Annotated in this window: 16 protein-coding genes; 12 read left to right on the top strand and 4 right to left on the bottom strand. The window is 66.9% G+C overall.

Annotation, left to right across the window (positions count from 1 at the left end; genetic code table 11):
* Nucleotides 1-98 precede the first annotated feature (98 nt).
* Both NGB94_RS12980 and NGB94_RS12975 read left to right on the top strand, forming a co-directional pair.
* Complete coding sequence (locus tag NGB94_RS12980; RefSeq protein WP_325791079.1) at nucleotides 99-470, top strand: DUF485 domain-containing protein; 372 nt, start codon at nucleotides 99-101, stop codon at nucleotides 468-470.
* Nucleotides 467-2,089 carry a cation acetate symporter gene (locus tag NGB94_RS12975; protein ID WP_325791078.1) on the top strand — a complete coding sequence of 541 codons (1,623 nt, stop codon included), beginning with the start codon at nucleotides 467-469 and terminating at the stop codon, nucleotides 2,087-2,089. Before NGB94_RS12980 ends, NGB94_RS12975 begins: the two co-directional genes overlap by 4 nt.
* A gap of 592 nt (nucleotides 2,090-2,681) precedes the next feature.
* On the opposite strand, the gene NGB94_RS12970 is transcribed toward NGB94_RS12975, so the two are convergent.
* Entirely contained in the window at nucleotides 2,682-3,155 is a 474-nt protein-coding gene (locus tag NGB94_RS12970; protein WP_325791077.1) for an Lrp/AsnC family transcriptional regulator, read from the bottom strand.
* 168 nt (nucleotides 3,156-3,323) lie between these two features.
* On the opposite strand from NGB94_RS12970, the gene pdhA reads away from it, so the two are divergent.
* Genes pdhA through NGB94_RS12955 form a run of 3 tightly spaced genes read left to right on the top strand, consistent with a single transcriptional unit; the run spans nucleotide 3,324 to nucleotide 6,912 of the window.
* A complete protein-coding gene (pdhA, locus tag NGB94_RS12965; protein ID WP_418910653.1) occupies nucleotides 3,324-4,475 on the top strand; it encodes a pyruvate dehydrogenase (acetyl-transferring) E1 component subunit alpha in 1,152 nt (383 codons plus the stop codon).
* The gene (locus NGB94_RS12960) at nucleotides 4,472-5,494 is read left to right on the top strand and encodes an alpha-ketoacid dehydrogenase subunit beta (RefSeq protein ID WP_325791076.1); all 1,023 of its coding nucleotides are present in this window, start codon (nucleotides 4,472-4,474) and stop codon (nucleotides 5,492-5,494) included. Before pdhA ends, NGB94_RS12960 begins: the two co-directional genes overlap by 4 nt.
* Complete coding sequence (locus tag NGB94_RS12955; RefSeq protein WP_325791075.1) at nucleotides 5,491-6,912, top strand: dihydrolipoamide acetyltransferase family protein; 1,422 nt, start codon at nucleotides 5,491-5,493, stop codon at nucleotides 6,910-6,912. Before NGB94_RS12960 ends, NGB94_RS12955 begins: the two co-directional genes overlap by 4 nt.
* 94 nt (nucleotides 6,913-7,006) lie before the next feature.
* Here NGB94_RS12955 and NGB94_RS12950 read toward each other — a convergent pair whose 3' ends face one another.
* From NGB94_RS12950 to NGB94_RS12940, 3 genes are all read right to left on the bottom strand, one after another.
* A complete protein-coding gene (locus NGB94_RS12950) occupies nucleotides 7,007-7,378 on the bottom strand; it encodes a VOC family protein (RefSeq protein ID WP_325791074.1) in 372 nt (123 codons plus the stop codon).
* A gap of 179 nt (nucleotides 7,379-7,557) precedes the next feature.
* Nucleotides 7,558-8,025 (bottom strand): GNAT family N-acetyltransferase, encoded by a 468-nt coding sequence (locus NGB94_RS12945; RefSeq protein ID WP_325791073.1) that lies wholly within the window; start codon nucleotides 8,023-8,025, stop codon nucleotides 7,558-7,560.
* Between the two features lie 36 nt (nucleotides 8,026-8,061).
* Nucleotides 8,062-8,676, bottom strand: a complete 615-nt coding sequence (locus NGB94_RS12940; protein WP_325791072.1) for a TetR/AcrR family transcriptional regulator — start codon at nucleotides 8,674-8,676, stop codon at nucleotides 8,062-8,064.
* A gap of 149 nt (nucleotides 8,677-8,825) precedes the next feature.
* Here NGB94_RS12940 and NGB94_RS12935 point away from each other — a divergent pair, with 149 nt between their 5' ends.
* From NGB94_RS12935 to NGB94_RS12905, 7 genes are read left to right on the top strand one after another with little or no spacing between them, the layout of a single operon-like run.
* Nucleotides 8,826-10,430: a carboxyl transferase domain-containing protein gene (locus NGB94_RS12935; protein ID WP_325791071.1), complete on the top strand. Its 1,605-nt coding sequence runs from the start codon at nucleotides 8,826-8,828 to the stop codon at nucleotides 10,428-10,430.
* A 4-nt stretch (nucleotides 10,431-10,434) separates the two neighbouring features.
* Nucleotides 10,435-12,519: a biotin carboxylase N-terminal domain-containing protein gene (locus NGB94_RS12930; protein ID WP_325791070.1), complete on the top strand. Its 2,085-nt coding sequence runs from the start codon at nucleotides 10,435-10,437 to the stop codon at nucleotides 12,517-12,519.
* A complete protein-coding gene (locus NGB94_RS12925; RefSeq protein ID WP_325791069.1) occupies nucleotides 12,506-13,669 on the top strand; it encodes an acyl-CoA dehydrogenase family protein in 1,164 nt (387 codons plus the stop codon). The genes NGB94_RS12930 and NGB94_RS12925 overlap by 14 nt, the downstream gene beginning before the upstream one ends.
* A gap of 45 nt (nucleotides 13,670-13,714) precedes the next feature.
* The gene (locus tag NGB94_RS12920; protein WP_325791068.1) at nucleotides 13,715-14,503 is read left to right on the top strand and encodes a CoA transferase subunit A; all 789 of its coding nucleotides are present in this window, start codon (nucleotides 13,715-13,717) and stop codon (nucleotides 14,501-14,503) included.
* Nucleotides 14,503-15,144 (top strand): CoA transferase subunit B, encoded by a 642-nt coding sequence (locus NGB94_RS12915; protein WP_325791067.1) that lies wholly within the window; start codon nucleotides 14,503-14,505, stop codon nucleotides 15,142-15,144. Before NGB94_RS12920 ends, NGB94_RS12915 begins: the two co-directional genes overlap by 1 nt.
* A complete protein-coding gene (locus NGB94_RS12910; protein WP_325791066.1) occupies nucleotides 15,137-15,679 on the top strand; it encodes a MaoC family dehydratase in 543 nt (180 codons plus the stop codon). Before NGB94_RS12915 ends, NGB94_RS12910 begins: the two co-directional genes overlap by 8 nt.
* A 52-nt stretch (nucleotides 15,680-15,731) precedes the next feature.
* A complete protein-coding gene (locus NGB94_RS12905; protein WP_325791065.1) occupies nucleotides 15,732-16,550 on the top strand; it encodes a CoA ester lyase in 819 nt (272 codons plus the stop codon).
* Nucleotides 16,551-16,628 lie beyond the last annotated feature (78 nt).

Raw genomic sequence — 16,628 nt, 5'->3', positions numbered from 1 at the left:
TGATGCCCATCACAGCCGGCGTGCTGGCGGCCCGGGTTCCCGATGGACCCGCGGTTCTTATGCCGTACCGCCGCACGTGCCCAACCCAAGGAGGAGAGATGGCTGCTCACCAGCCACAATCACACCCCGAAAGCGAGGCGCCGGTCGACTTCCGGGAAGTCCAGCGGTCCCCGCAGTTCCAGGAGCTGCGCAAACGCCAGCGCAGCTTTATTTTCCCCATGGCCGTGGCCTTCCTCGTCTGGTACTTCGCCTACGTGCTGCTCGCTGACTACGCGCACGGCTTCATGTCCACCCCGGTCATCGGGAACATCAACATCGGCCTGATCCTGGGGCTGCTGCAGTTCGTCAGCACCTTCGGCATCACCATGTGGTACGTCAGCTACGCCAACCGCCGCCTCGATCCGATCGCCTCCGAACTGCGCGGCGAGCTGGAGGCCAAGGGCGTGTCCCTTCCCGAGGAGACCAAATGAACACCCTCTACATCCCCGCCGCCGTCACCGCCGACGCCGTCCGGGAAACCGGCTGGCTGAACATGCTGATCTTCGGCCTGTTCGTCGCCGTCACCCTGGTGGTGGTGCTGCGCGCCAGCCGCAACAACAAGACAGCAGCCGACTACTACGCCGCCGGACGTTCCTTCACCGGCCCGCAGAACGGTACCGCCATCGCCGGTGACTACCTCTCCGCGGCCAGCTTCCTCGGCATCGTCGGAGCCATCGCCATCAACGGCTACGACGGCTTCCTGTACTCCATCGGGTTCCTGGTGGCCTGGCTCGTGGCACTGCTGCTCGTTGCCGAAATGCTCCGCAACACCGGCAAGTTCACCATGGCGGACGTGCTGTCCTTCCGCCTCAAGCAGCGCCCGGTCCGCATCGCCGCGGCCATCACCACCATGGCTGTCTGCTTCTTCTACCTGCTGGCCCAGATGGCCGGTGCCGGCGGACTCGTATCCCTGCTCATGGGCATCGACTCCCGGGTGGGGCAGTCTCTCGTGGTCGCCATCGTCGGCGCGCTGATGATCATCTACGTACTGGTCGGCGGCATGAAGGGCACCACCTGGGTGCAGATCATCAAGGCCTGCCTGCTGATTGCCGGAACCGCAGTCATGACCGTCTGGGTCCTGGCCATCAATGGCTTCAACCTCTCCGAGCTGCTCGGTTCCGCCGTCGAGATGTCCGGCAACGCCGCGATCCTCGATCCGGGGCTGCAGTACGGCAAGTCCGAAACCTCCAAGCTGGACTTCGTCTCACTGGGCCTGGCGCTGGTGCTTGGCACGGCTGCCCTGCCGCACGTGCTGATGCGCTTCTACACGGTTCCCACCGCCAAGGAAGCCCGCCGCTCCGTGGTCTGGGCCATCTGGCTGATCGGCCTGTTCTACCTGTTCACCCTGGTCCTCGGCTACGGCGCCGCGGCCCTGATTGAGCGGGAGACCATCATGGGGGCTCCCGGCGGCGTGAACTCCGCTGCTCCGCTGCTGGCCTTCGCGCTGGGCGGACCGGTGCTGCTGGGACTGATCGCCGCCGTCGCGTTCGCCACCATCCTGGCCGTTGTGGCCGGCCTGACGATCACGGCAGCTGCGTCCTTCGCCCACGACATCTACGCCAACGTTGTCCGCAAGGGCAAGGTGGATGCCGACGGCGAAGTGAAGGTTGCGCGCCGGACCGTGCTGGTCATCGGTGTGGTCTCGATCCTCGGCGGCATCGGCGCCCAGGGCCAGAACGTGGCCTTCCTGGTTGCGCTGGCCTTCGCCGTGGCAGCCAGTGCCAACCTGCCCACGATCATCTACTCGCTCTACTGGCGGCGCTTCAACACCCGCGGCGCCATCTGGAGCATGTACGGCGGACTGGGTTCGGCGATCGTGCTGATCATCTTCTCGCCGGTTGTCTCCGGAGCTGAAACCTCGATGATCACCGGAGCCGACTTTGCCATCTTCCCGCTGAACAACCCGGGCATCGTCTCGATCCCGCTGGCATTCTTCCTGGGCTTCCTGGGAACGGTCACCAGCAAGGATGACGAGTCGCCGGAGAAGCAGGCGGAGATGGAAGTCCGCTCGCTCACCGGCGTCGGAGCGGAAAAGGCCGTGGACCACTAGGTCTGCGCCACTGCGAAGGGCGTCTCCCCGTCACGGGGAGGCGCCCTTATCCGTGCCCGGCGGTGGCACGTCAGCGGGGCGCGAAGGGGGATTTGGCTCGGCGGCGCGGGAAGCCCCGTTCCGGGAGGCCCATCGGCGCATGGGCGGACGCGGGCGGCGCGTGGTGGGAGCACCGGCATCCTGTGTAGCGGTAACGCAGTTTAGCGGCCCGTTTGGCATCCTGTGTCGCGGTAAAGCAGTTCTGGCCGATTCAGAGGGCCGATAACGCGACACAAGATGGGAGGGCGCAGGTCAAAGAAGCGGTATTGCGGCACAGGATGACGCCGCCAGCGATCAAGGGCCCACACTCCGGAGATAACGCGGTTCGGGAGGGTGCTTTGGAATCTCTCGGTGAGTTGACGTTGTTTAGGGGCCGCGCCTGGAATCCTTCGGGGAGATGACGCTGTTTCGGGTTCCGGCAAGGGACGTTATCTCCCCACACGATGACGGGGATCGGCGTTGAGGGACGTTATCTCCCCAATGGATGCCCGAGCCAAGATCCATCCGGCCGTCCGCCCCGTCCCAGCCGCCCGGCTTCCCCGGGCCGGGCGGGCTACTCGCCGGCCGGACCGCGCTCGAGCAGCGGGGCAACCCGGTAGGGAATGAGCTCGCCCATGGCCAGGGTGGTATCCGAACGTTCAACGCCGGGAACAGAGAGGATGGCCTTGTTGACCCGAAACAGGTCCTCGGCGTCGAGTGCCACGATCCGCAGCAGCAGGTCTGCGGCACCGGTCAGCCCGTGCGCCTCAACCACCTCCGGCACAGCCGAAAGATCGGCCGTGATCTCCGCCAGCCGCTGCTGCTGGACGTGCACGTGGACAAAGGCCATCAGGGGATAGCCGAGTGCCACCGGGTTGATCCGGCGCTCAAACGAGAGGAAGGCACCCTTCTTCTCCATCCTGGACAGCCGCGCCTGCACGGTATTGCGGGAGATTCCCAGCCGTGCTGCAAGGGCGACCACTGTCCGGCGCGGATCGGTGGCCATGGCCCGCAGAACGCGGAAGTCGGTGGTGTCCAGAATCTGCATAGTGCGCAACGCTAGCACGGCCCAAACCGCGGATGCAGGGCAGTATGCGCAATCGGAGGGCGTGTGGTTGTGCCGCATGCCCGGTGTGAGTAGGGTCACATCTATCTGGGCAAAGGCGCCCGGCATCAGGTTCGGACCCCACCACCCCCGGGGCCCCAACACGGAAGGATGCGTATCAAAGTGTCCCTGCATATCCCGGTAGACCATCCCGAAAACACCGGGACGGAACCAAACGATCCATATGTCCAGCTCATCCGCCCCAGCGGCGCACGCGTTGAAGATGCGTTCTACGGCCGGTGGGTCCAGGACGTCGACGCCGAGACCCTCCGCAGCCTGTACCGGGACATGGTCCTGGTCCGGCGCATCGACACTGAGGCCACCTCGCTGCAGCGGCAGGGTGAGCTGGGGCTCTGGCCGCCGCTGCTCGGCCAGGAAGCCGCGCAGATCGGCTCGGCCCGTGCGCTGCGTCCCTCTGACTTCGTCTTCAGCAGCTACCGCGAGAACGCTGTTGCCTGGTGCCGCGGCGTCGGCTTTGCAGACCTTATGCGCGTCTGGCGGGGCAACGCGGCAGGCGGCTGGGACCCGTATTCGGTGAACATGGCACCCACCCAGGTGATCATCGGTGCGCAGGCCCTGCACGCCGCCGGCTATGCCATGGGGATTGCCCAGGACGGTGCGGACGACGCCGCCATCAGCTATTTCGGCGACGGCGCCACCAGCCAGGGCGATGTCAACGAGGCCATGGTCTTCGCAGCGAGCTTCCAGGCGCCGGTGATTTTCTTCTGCCAGAACAACCAGTGGGCCATTTCGGAGCCGGTGGGCCTTCAGGCCGCCATCCCGCTGGCCAACCGCGCTCCGGGGTTCGGCATTCCGTCCATCCGGGTGGACGGCAACGACGTCCTGGCAGTCCTGGCAGCCACCCGCGAGGCGCTGGACCGTGCCCGCAGCGGCGGCGGCCCCACCTTTATCGAGGCCGTCACCTACCGCATGGGACCGCACACCACGGCCGATGATCCCACGCGCTACCGCGACGCCGCGGAACTCGAGGATTGGCGCCTGCGGGATCCCATTACCCGGCTGGGCGCACTGCTGCAGAACGAGGGGGAAGCGGATGACGCCTTCCTCGCTTCCGTGGAGGCCGACGCCGACGCGCTCGCCGCCGAGCTCCGGGAAGCCTGCCTCACCCTTCCGGATCCCGGCCCTGCGGACGTGTTCGCCCATGTCTATGCCGAGCCGAACAGCTGGCTGGACCGCCAGCAGGAGCATTACACGGCCTATCTGTCCATGCTGGACGGCCCCGCGGAAGGACACACCCGATGAGCAGCATGACCTTTGGCCGGGCGATCACGGCCGGGCTGAACGACGCACTGGCGGCAGATCCCAAAGTGGTGCTGATGGGCGAGGACATCGGCAAGCTGGGCGGCGTCTTCCGCATCACCGACGGACTCCAGGCAGAGTTCGGACCCAAGCGCGTCATGGACACTCCGCTCGCCGAATCCGGGATCATGGGCACCGCCGTCGGGCTCGCCTACCGCGGCTACCGGCCGGTGGTTGAAATCCAGTTTGACGGGTTCATCTACCCGGCCTTCGACCAGATCGTCTCCCAGGTTGCCAAGATGCATTACCGGACCCGGGGTGCGGTGAAGCTGCCGCTGACCATCCGGGTGCCGTTCGGCGGCGGGATCGGTTCACCGGAACACCACTCCGAATCCCCGGAGGCGTACTTCACGCACACCTCGGGCCTGCGGGTGGTCAGCGTATCCAATCCCCAGGACGCCTACACCATGATCCGCCAGGCCATCGCCTGCGATGATCCGGTGCTCTATTTCGAGCCCAAGCGGCGCTACCACACGAAGGGCGAGGTTGAGCAGACCCTCGACGGCGCCCTGCCGATGGGAGCTGCCCGGGTGGCGGCCGCAGGAACCGACGTCACCCTGGTTGCGTACGGGCCGCTGGTGATGACCGCCCTGGACGCAGCCACCGCCGCGGAGGATGAAGGCATCTCAGTAGAAGTGATCGACCTGCGGTCCCTGGCCCCGGTGGACTATGCCGCCGTTGAAGCCTCGGTTCGGAAGACCGGCCGCCTGGTCGTCACGCACGAGGCCGCCCAGTCGGGCGGGCTCGGCGCCGAAATCGCCGCCAGCATCACCGAGCGCTGCTTCGATTTCCTCGAACACGCGCCGGTTCGCGTCACCGGCTTCGACATTCCCTACCCGCCCGCCCGGCTGGAGAAGCACCACCTGCCGGACCTGGACCGGATCCTGGACGGCGTGGACCGGGTCATGCGCCGGCCAAACTCGCTGGAGCCGGCCGCCGTGCTGGAAGGAGCTGGCCGATGATCCGTGAATTCCGGCTTCCGGACCTCGGTGAAGGACTCACCGAGTCCGAAATCCTGTCCTGGCGGGTGACCGAGGGGCAGGCGGTGGCACTGAACCAGGTCATTGCCGACGTCGAAACCGCCAAGGCCGTGGTTGAGCTGCCCTCACCGTTCGAAGGCACAGTGGCGCGCCTGTATGAGGCCGAAGGCACGGTGGTGGAGGTCGGGTCGCCGATCATCAGCTTCGATGTTCCCGACGCCGCCGGGGCGCTTTCTCCGGTGCAGCCTGCCGCTCCGGCGGGGGAGCAGCGCCGGCAGCCGACGCTGGTGGGCTACGGTGCCGAACCGGAGAAGGCAGGCCGTCCGGCCCGCCGTGCGCGCCGCGGGATCCCGGTCCCGGATGCTGCGGTCCCGGATGCTGCGGTCCTGGCCGCTGCTCTCCCTGCGCCCCAGGCCGGCGTGCCGGTGAGCGGGCCGGCGAGCGTGCCGGTGACCGCGCCGCCCCCGGCCACCGCGGCCCCGGTGCAGGAACGCCCGCGCTCAACACCGCCGGTCCGCAAGCTTGCCCGTGACCTCGGCGTCGACCTGGCCACGGTGGACGGTACCGGCCCGCAGGGCCGCATCATGCGGGGCGACGTCGAAGCTGCACTGCTGCGCAGTCCTGCAGGTCCGCGCGGGACCGCCGGCCGGCCGGAACCTGCACAGCCGGTGGTCGCAGATGCCCCGCACCTAGGCCAGGAACGGGAGGAGCGGATTCCGGTTGCGGGAATCCGCAAGCACACCGCAGCCGCCATGGTGGCCAGTGCGTTCACGGCTCCGCACGCCACGGTTTTCCTCACCGTGGACGTCACATCCTCCATGAATCTGCTGGATAAGCTGCGCAGCCGAAAGGAGTACGACGGCGTGCGGCTGACACCGCTGGTCCTCGCCGCTAAGGCTGTCTGCCTCGCACTGCGCCGGCATCCGGAGCTGAACGCGCGCTGGGACGAGGCTGCGCGGGAGATCATCAGGTACCGGTACGTGAACCTCGGCATCGCGGCAGCGACTCCGCGGGGCCTTATGGTTCCAAACATCAAGGATGCACAGGACCTGGGCCTGCGTGAGCTTGCACTGGCCATTTCGGATCTGGCCGGAACTGCCCGGGAAGGGCGGACACCGCCGGCCGCGCTGACCGGCGGCACCGTCTCGATTTCGAATGTAGGGGTATTCGGCGTGGACGCCGGAACACCCATCCTGAATCCGGGGGAAGCAGCAATCCTGGCTCTCGGAGCCGTCCGGAAGCAGCCGTGGGAACACGAGGGCGGCATCGCGCTTCGCCAGGTCACCACGCTGAGCCTCTCCTTCGACCACCGGCTGGTGGACGGGGCGGAGGGCGCGGCGTTCCTGCGCGATATCGGCGACGTGCTCGCCGAACCTGCAATGGTCCTGGCGCTGGACTAGGGAACCGGCGCTGCCAAGCGGCAGCAGGGCCCCTCCCACCGTCCGCGGGCAAGGGGTCCTGCTGCAGAACGGATTCCGTGCCTGGCCGGTCCGGCTAAGCCGGGCTGACCAGCTGGATCAGGTTCCCGCAGGTGTCATCAAGGACTGCCGTGCGCACCGGGCCGGCTTCCGCGGGCTCCTGGACAAAGACGACGCCCTTTCCGAGGAGTTCGCGGTGTGCGGCATCCACGTCATCGACGGCAAATGACGCCGCCGGGATGCCCTGTCCGACCAGTGCCCGGGTGTAGTCGCGCGCCGCGGGGTTCGCATTGGGTTCGAGCAGCAGCTCGACGCCGTCGGGATCGTCGGCGCCGACGACGGTCAGCCAGCGGTACTCACCCAGCGGCACATCGGTTTTCGCCCTGAATCCCAGGTTTTCGGTATAGAAGGCCAGGGCTTTCGCCTGATCGTCCACGAATACGCTCATAACGTGCAGTCGGGCTTTCATCTTGAGGTCCTTTCCCGCAATCGGCCGCTGCGCACGCACCGGTCTGCATCATGGAGTCTACGGCTGCGGTCCCCGAACCAGGCAGGGGGCAGGGCACACAAAAAACAGCAGGGCCCCGCCTTCCGGAGAAGGAGGGACCCCGCTGCAGGAAGGTGGGGTCAGGCGAGTTCGAGTTCGAGCTCGCGCACGACGGCGCCGCGGGCGTTGGCAAAGGACTGCGCCTCGCCGATCACCTTGAAGCCGTAGCGCTCCAGGATCCGGATGGAACTCGCGTTGTCCGCAACGGCACGTGCACGGACGGGACGCTCAGGGAACTCTTCGAGGAACAGGCCCACGGCCGCCGTCGTAATTCCCTGTCCCCAGCGGGAACGGTCGATCCAGTAGCTGATCTCGGGGATGCTGCCGTCGCGGTAGGCGAGGATGGAACCCACCACGTCGCCGTCGGCCACGATAGTGCGCACAGTGATGCCGGAGTCGCTGAGGATCTGCTGCCAGTGGAGGTCAAAAACACCCCGGTCCGAGGGATTCTTGGCGGCAAAGGCAGCCATATGGTTGGCGCCCGGGTCCAGCTGATGGCTGAAGAACTCATCAACGTCGCCCGGTTCTACGGCACGAAGCTCAATCACGGCAGGTCTTTCTGCTCGGGGGTTTTCTCCAGCGTACTAGGCATTCAGGGCCGCCCACGCCATGCGCTCGAGCAGGGAGCGGAGTTTGACCGTCTCGCGGGCGGTGGTTTTGCTGGTCAGTGTGTGGGAGGTGGAGTTGATCAGCCCGAACACGGCCTGGGCCCGGTGGCGCAGCAGCGCCAGTTCGGCGTTGGGGTGCAGCGCGCCGATGGCATCGACCCACACTTCCACGTACTGGCGCTGGAGCTGGCGGACGGTGCGTTCATCGTCCTCGGGAAGGCTGGCGAGGTCGCGGTCCTGGACCCGGATGACGTTGGGCTGGCGCAGGGCGAAGTCCACCTGGAACTCGATCAGCCCGCTGAGGGCAGCCTCTGCGGTATCGGACTCGGCAACGACGGCGATGCCGCCTTCCAGCAGGTCCTTGCTCACCCCGATCAGCAGCGCAGAGAGCATGGCGGCCTTGCCGCTGAAGTGGCGGTACACAGCCGGTCCGCTGACGCCCGCCGCGGCACCGAGCTCCTCGATGGAGACGCCGTTGTAGCCCTTCTCAGCGAAAAGCGCGGCCGCAGCGTCCAGCATCGCCGCGCGCCGGGAGGCTTTTGCAGCGCTCCGGCCCGTAGCGGTGCGCGGGGTGCTCTTAGTGGAATCCATGCCTGCCTTTCCGCGGTTTCATTCTGGCAACCCCTCCATTGTGGTGGACACGTCAGTTAATAGCCACTAACCTAATTTGAGTTAGCGGGCATTAACCAGCGCCGGTCATCCGGCGGGCAGTGCCGGAGACGCTCAACCTAAGGAAGTCGATGGAGACCCTTGCCACAGCGCTGGACCCGGCATCCGGGCAGTATGCGGCCAACGAGGCAGCCCAGCGGATGCTCGCGGAAGAACTGCGCAAACGCCTCGCCGAAACCGCACAGGGCGGATCTGAGCGGTCCCGGGAACGGCATACCTCCCGCGGCAAGCTGCTTCCCCGGGAGCGGGTCGAAGCGCTGCTCGACGACGGCAGCCCTTTCCTGGAGATCGCGCCGCTGGCCGCGAACGGCATGTACGGCGATGAAAGTCCGGCTGCCGGGCTGATAGCCGGCATTGGCCTGGTCCACGGCCGGCACGTGATGGTGCTGTCCAACGACGCGACGGTCAAGGGCGGAACCTACTACCCAATGACGGTGAAGAAGCACCTGCGCGCGCAGGAAATCGCACTCGAGAACCGGCTTCCGTGCATCTACCTCGTTGATTCCGGCGGCGCCTTCCTGCCGCTGCAGGATGAAGTTTTCCCGGACCGGGAGCACTTCGGCCGGATCTTCTACAACCAGGCCCGCATGTCGGCAGCGAAAATCCCGCAGGTTGCCGCGGTCCTCGGTTCCTGCACGGCCGGCGGTGCGTATGTCCCGGCCATGAGTGATGAGACCGTGATCGTGCGCAACCAGGGCACCATCTTCCTGGGCGGCCCTCCGCTGGTGAAGGCGGCCATCGGGGAAGTGGTGACGGCCGAGGAACTGGGCGGGGGAGAGCTGCACTCACGGACCTCCGGAGTCACCGACCACCTGGCGGAAAACGATGCCCACGCGCTGGAGATCGTCCGCGACATCGCCGAGACGTTCCCCGCACCCTTCCGGGCCTGGGAGCCGGCGGAGACCGTTGAACCGGAAGCTGATCCGGAAGAGCTCTACGCCGCGGTGCCGGCTGACCTGCAGACCCCGTACGACGTGCGTGAAGTAATTGCCCGGATTACCGACGGGAGCGGGTTCCACGAATTCAAGAAGGAATACGGCACCACCCTGGTCACCGGATTCGCCCGGCTGCACGGCCACCGCGTGGGCATCGTGGCAAACAACGGAGTGCTCTTCAGCGAATCCGCGCAGAAGGGTGCGCACTTTATTGAACTGTGCGACCAGCGCGGCATTCCGCTGATCTTCCTGCAGAACATCTCCGGCTTTATGGTCGGCCGCGACTATGAGGCAGGTGGAATCGCCCGGCACGGCGCCAAGATGGTCACCGCCGTTGCCACCTGCAGGGTACCCAAGCTGACCGTGGTGATCGGCGGTTCCTTCGGCGCCGGCAACTATTCAATGTGCGGGCGGGCGTACTCGCCGCGTTTCCTGTGGATGTGGCCGGCCGCCCGGATCTCCGTGATGGGCGGGAACCAGGCCGCCGCTGTCCTGGCCACGGTGCGCCGGGACGGGCTTGAGGCCAGGGGCGAGGAATGGAGCGCCGCGGACGAGGAATCCTTCCGCGAGCCGATCCGCCAGGACTACGAATCCCAGGGCAGCCCCTACTACTCCACGGCACGGCTCTGGGATGACGGAATCATCGATCCCCGGGATACCCGCACCGTGCTGGGCCTTGCCCTGGATGTCTGCGCCAATGCACCGCTGCCCGAAACTTCCTTCGGCCTCTTCCGGATGTGAGCACATGAGTTTTTCAACTGTCCTGGTGGCGAACCGCGGGGAAATTGCCTGCCGCGTCATCCGCACCCTCAAACGCCTGGGGCTGCGCAGCGTGGCCGTGTACAGCGACGCCGACGCCGGTGCCCGCCACGTGCGCGAAGCCGACACCGCGCTGCGGCTGGGCCCCGCTGACCCGCGCAGCAGCTACCTCGACGCCGAGGCCGTGCTGGCTGCCTGCCTGGCCTCGGGTGCCCAGGCAGTGCACCCGGGCTACGGGTTCCTGAGCGAGAATGCGTCCTTTGCCCGGCTGCTGGCAGAAAACGGCATTGCCTTCATCGGACCGGGTATCAAGGCCCTGGAACTGATGGGCGACAAGATCCAGTCCAAGAACCATGTGGCCGGCTACGGAGTGCCGGTGATCCCCGGCATCGCCGAACCCGGGCTGAGCGACGCAGACCTGGTATCCGCAGCGGACGGCGTGGGGTACCCGCTGCTGATCAAGCCCTCAGCCGGCGGCGGCGGCAAGGGCATGCATGCAGTCGCGCACCCGGCCGAACTGGCCGGCGCGCTGGCCTCGGCCCGGCGCGTAGCGGCGTCGGCCTTTGGCGACGAGACGCTCTTCCTGGAGCGGCTGGTTTCGGCACCGCGGCACATCGAGGTGCAGGTGCTCGCTGATGCCCACGGGAACGTCATCCACCTGGGCGAGCGCGAATGCTCGCTGCAGCGCCGGCACCAGAAGGTGATCGAGGAAGCGCCGTCGGTCCTGCTCGACGCCGCCACCCGGGAGAGGATCGGCGCCGCAGCCTGTGAGGCGGCACGGTCGGTTGACTACACCGGCGCCGGAACCGTTGAGTTCCTCGTCTCCGGCGAAGCGCCCGATGAGTTCTTCTTCATGGAAATGAACACCCGCCTGCAGGTGGAGCACCCGGTTACGGAAATGGTCACCGGGATCGACCTGGTGGAATGGCAGGTCCGGATCGCCGCCGGTGAAGAACTGGCCATTTCCCAGGACCAGGTCCGCCTGGACGGTCACGCCGTGGAAGCCCGGGTCTACGCCGAGGACCCGGCCGCGGGGTTCCTGCCCACGGCAGGCCGGGTGGAGACCCTGCAGGAACCAGGCGGCGACGGTGTCCGTACCGACTCCGGCCTGCTCTCCGGACAGGCAGTCTCCTCCAGCTACGATCCGATGCTCGCCAAGGTCATTGCCTGGGGTGCTGACCGGGAACAGGCACTTCAGCGTCTGGACACCGCCCTGGAGCAGACGGTGATCCTGGGCATCGGCACCAACATCGAGTACCTCCGCCTGCTGCTCGCCGACCCGGCTGTGCAGGCCGGCGACCTGGATACCACCCTGATCGAGCGGCGCCTTCCCGGACTGGCCTTCGGTAAACCCGGCGCACCCGAGTTCGCGGCTGCGGCGCTGCTGCGGCTGGCCGGGGTCCGGAACCAGGTGCCGGTCCCTGCCGGCAGCCAGGCGCAGGCACCGTCCCAGGCCTGGGGGAAGGCCGGCGGCTGGCGGATCGGGGGCAGGCGTCCGTTAACGGTGACTGTCCGTGCAGCAGGCACTGTCCACACCATTGAGGTGCTGGGAACTGTGCAGGACGCGGAGGTGCGCATCGACGGACAGGCCCCGTGCACCGCCGGGCTGGAGCTGGACGGTGACCGGCTGCGGCTGGTGCTCAACGGCGTCGTTCATTCACTGGTGTATGCCTTTGGGCCAGGCGTGGACGGCACCCCGGTGCTCTGGACCAGCCGCGGCGGCTTCACCGCCGCCCTTGAACTGCCCGGCCGGCGGGAAATACTGCGCGGTGCCCTGGCAGCAGCAGGGAAGAGCGAAGGCGCGGCGGACCCGGTGCTGCGCTCGCCGATGCCGGGGACCGTCGTCACTGTCGCGGCAGCCAACGGGGACACCGTCGAAGCCGGACAGGTACTCCTTGGCGTGGAAGCCATGAAGATGGAGCACCAGCTCACCGCCCCGGTCGCCGGACGCGTTGCGATAACCCTCCGGCCCGGCGACCTGGTCAAAGCCGGCCAGGTCCTGGCCACAGTCGTTCCCCTGGACACAGAACCCGGAACCCTAACCCAAGGAGCAGGCAATGCCGAGCTTTGAACTCAGTGAAGAACACCAGGTCCTCTCGGACACCGTCCGGGAGTTCGCCGACGAAGTCGTAGCCCCGGTTGCCGCCCAGCACGACGCCGAACATTCCTTCCCCTACAAAGTGGTGGAGCAGATGGCGGAGATGGGCCTGTTCGGGCTGCCCTTCCCGGAGGAATACGGCGGCATGGGCGGAGACTACTTTGCCCTTGCCCTGGCCCTGGAGCAGCTGGCCCGGGTGGACCAGTCCGTGGCCATCACCCTGGAGGCCGGCGTCTCGCTGGGCGCCATGCCCATCTACCGGTTCGGTACTGAGGAACAGAAGCAGCGGTGGCTGCCGCCCCTGGCCGAGGGAAGTGCGCTCGCAGGGTTCGGCCTGACCGAGAGCGAGGCAGGGTCCGATGCCGGCGGCACCAAGACCACGGCCCGCCTCGAGGACGGCCAGTGGGTGATCAACGGCAGCAAGGAATTCATCACCAACTCCGGAACCGACATCACGTCCCTGGTGACGGTGACGGCCGTTACCGGCACCACCGAGAACCCCGACGGCAGCATCCGCAAGCACATCTCCACCATCATCGTTCCCTCCGGTACCCCCGGATTCACCGTGGAGAAGGCCTACAACAAGGTGGGCTGGAACGCCTCGGACACCCATCCGCTCTCCCTCTCGGACGTGCGCGTGCCGCAGGAGAACCTCCTGGGCACCGAAGGCCGCGGCTTCGCGAACTTCCTGCAGATCCTCGATGAGGGGCGCATCGCGATCGCTGCCCTGGCCACCGGTGCCGCACAGGGCTGCGTGGACGAGGCGCTGCGCTACGCGAACGAGCGGACGGCGTTTGGCACCACGATCGGCAGCAACCAGTCGATCGCGTTCAAGATCGCCCGCATGCAGACCCGCGCGCACAACGCCCGGCTCGCCTACTACGATGCCGCGGCCCGCATGCTGGCCGGCAAACCCTTCAAGGTCCAGGCCGCGATGGCAAAACTCGTTGCCGGGGAAGCCGCCATGGACAACGCCAGGGATGCGACGCAGGTCTTTGGCGGCTACGGTTTCATCAACGAATTCCCGGTGGCGCGGCATTACCGGGACTCGAAGATCCTGGAAATCGGGGAAGGCACCTCCGAAGTCCAGCTCATGCTCATAGCCCGCGAACTGGGACTGTAGAGCCTGAAGAGGTTAGTCAACGGCGATTAACGAACGGACAGCACCATGATTGACAAGACAATAGCCACGGCCGAAGAAGCCGTGGCGGACATCCCCAGCGGAGCATCCCTGGCCGTGGGCGGATTCGGGCTCTGCGGCATCCCCGAAGTCCTGATCTCAGCCCTGCATGCCCAAGGCGCAGACGACCTGGAAACGGTCTCCAACAACTGCGGCGTGGACGACTGGGGGCTGGGCCTGCTGCTGGCGGACCGCCGGATCCGCCGCACGGTCAGCTCCTATGTGGGGGAGAACAAGGAGTTCGCCCGCCAGTTCCTGGCCGGTGAACTCGAAGTCGTCCTCACCCCGCAGGGAACCCTGGCGGAGAAGCTGCGCGCCGGCGGCGCGGGCATCCCGGCGTTTTATACCGCGGCCGGTGTCGGCACGCAGGTCAGCGAGGGCGGGCTGCCGCAGAAGTACGACGCCGAGGGCTCGGTGGCGCAGGCATCGGAAGCCAAGGAGGTGCGCAGCTTCGGCGGCCGGGAGTACGTGCTGGAGGAATCCCTCACCCCGGACTACGCGCTGGTCCACGCCTGGAAGGGCGACCGGCACGGAAACCTGGTGTTCCACGCTTCGGCCATGAACTTCAATCCGCTCTGCGCCATGGCCGGCGGAATCACCATTGCGGAGGTTGAGGAACTCGTGGAACCCGGGGAACTGGCTCCCGGTGAAGTCCATGTCCCCGGCATCTTCGTCCAGCGGGTAGTGCATACCGGGCCGGGGGAGAAGCGGATCGAGAAACGGACCGTCGCGGCGAAGCCCGAGCCGGCGGACACCGCACCCAAGGAGGCAATGTAATGGCGCTGACCCGCAATGAACTGGCAGCCCGCGTGGCGCAGGAACTTGAAAACGGCCAGTACGTGAACCTGGGCATCGGCATGCCTACCCTGATTCCGAACTTCATCCCTGAGGGCGTGGAAGTGGTGCTGCACTCAGAGAACGGGATCCTCGGCGTCGGCCCTTACCCGGAAGAAGCGGCCCTGGACCCGGACCTGATCAACGCCGGCAAGGAAACCGTCACGGTAAACCGCGGTGCCGCCTACTTCGACTCGGCACAGTCCTTCGGCATGATCCGCGGAGGGCACGTGGACGTGGCAGTCCTCGGTGCCATGGAAGTGGCGGCCAATGGCGACCTGGCCAACTGGATGATTCCCGGCAAGATGGTCAAGGGCATGGGCGGGGCCATGGACCTGGTGTTCGGGGCGAAGCGCGTGATCGTGATGATGGAGCACGTGGACCGCGCCGGCAGGCCCAAGATTGTCCCTGAGTGTTCCCTGCCGCTGACCGGACGCGGCTGCGTGGACCTGATCGTCACGGACCTGGCGGTCATCGAGGTAGGCCCGGAAGGGCTGATCCTGCGTGAAACCGCCCCCGGTGTCCCGATCGAGGAAGTGGTTGCCGCCACCGGTGCGCCGCTGGAGGTGGCCCTTGGTGTCTGAGGCAGCGGACAGCGCTCCCGGACAAACTGTGCCGGGCAGGGTGGTGGTGCAGCGCGGACTCTTCTTCGATGAGCTTGAGCCCGGGACGGTGTACGCGCACCGGCCCGGACGCACGCTTACCGAGGCGGACAACGTCCTGTTCAGCACCCTGACCATGAACACCCAGCCCCTGCACCTGGACGCGGCCTACAGCGCCGGCCAGCCCTACGGGCAGCGCCTGGTCAACTCGATGCTCACCCTGTCGGTGATGGTGGGCCAGTCCGTCAGCCAGCTCACCCAGGGAACCCTGGTGGCCCAGCTGGGGCTGACGGACGTTGCCTTTCCCCACCCGGTCTTTCACGGGGACACGCTTTATTCACAAACCCGGGTGGAGGCCAAACGGCTCTCCGGATCCCGGCCGGGGCAGGGGATCGTCACTCTGGAGCAGACCGGCCACAACCAGGACGGCACCGTGGTGGCAACTTTCACCCGGACCGCACTGATGTGGACCTCCGAAGGCTTCCCGCAGGCCGGAGGGGGAGCGCGGCCGGCATAAACGCCGGTACGTTGGTAAGGATCTGTGAACGCGAGGCAAGGAGCACAACCGGATGACCACTTTCCCCATGGGGCCTGCACTGCTGTTCTGCCCGGCGGACCGCCCCGAGCGCTTCGAGAAGGCCGCCCAGCGCGCGGACGCCGTCATCCTGGACCTGGAAGACGCCGTCGCCTTTGAAGACAAGGAGCAGGCCCGGGAGAACCTTGCGGCTTCCGCCCTGGACCCGGAAAAGACAATCGTGCGGGTGAACCCGGTGAACAGCACCTCCTTCCGTGCCGATATGGAGGCGCTCGCCGCCACCGGCTACCGGTACGTCATGGCGGCCAAGGCGGAGGATCCCGGGGAGATCGGCCATGCACTGCGCCATGTGAACGTCATCGCGCTGGTAGAGACCGCACTCGGGGTGCTGCGGGCAGGCGACATCGCCCGGGAAAAGAACGTGTCCGCGCTGATGTGGGGAGCCGAAGACCTGCTGGCCTCCCTTGGCGGCGAATCGAGCCGGCGGCCCGACGGTTCCTACCGCCCGGTTGCGGTCCAGGCCCGCTCCACGGTCCTGCTGGCAGCCGGCGCGTACGGCAAGGGCGCCGTCGACTCCATCTACGGAAACATCGCCGACACAGCCGGTCTCGAGGACGAAGCACGCGACGGCGCCGCGTCCGGGTTCGCTGCCAAGGCCTGCATCCACCCGGGTCAGGTAGCGGCAGTGCGGGCCGCGTATGCACCTTCCGAGGAGGAAAAGGCCTATGCCCGCGAACTGCTCGCCGCGGCACGGGGCCAGGGCGGCGTGTTCAGCTTCCGCGGAGAAATGATTGACGGGCCGCTGCTCCTCCAGGCTGAGCAGACCCTGCGCCGGGCGGGTATTCCGGGCTGAACCCGGATAAATCTCCGCCGGGTACGCAGCAGTTTGCGCATAAGCGGGACGCTGCGGGCCGAAGCCGCTGATACTGGG

Origin of the sequence: Arthrobacter koreensis, assembly GCF_035792275.1 — a bacterium.
GTDB lineage: Bacteria > Actinomycetota > Actinomycetes > Actinomycetales > Micrococcaceae > Arthrobacter_B > Arthrobacter_B koreensis_A.
This window is presented reverse-complemented; position numbering and strand designations above follow the sequence as displayed.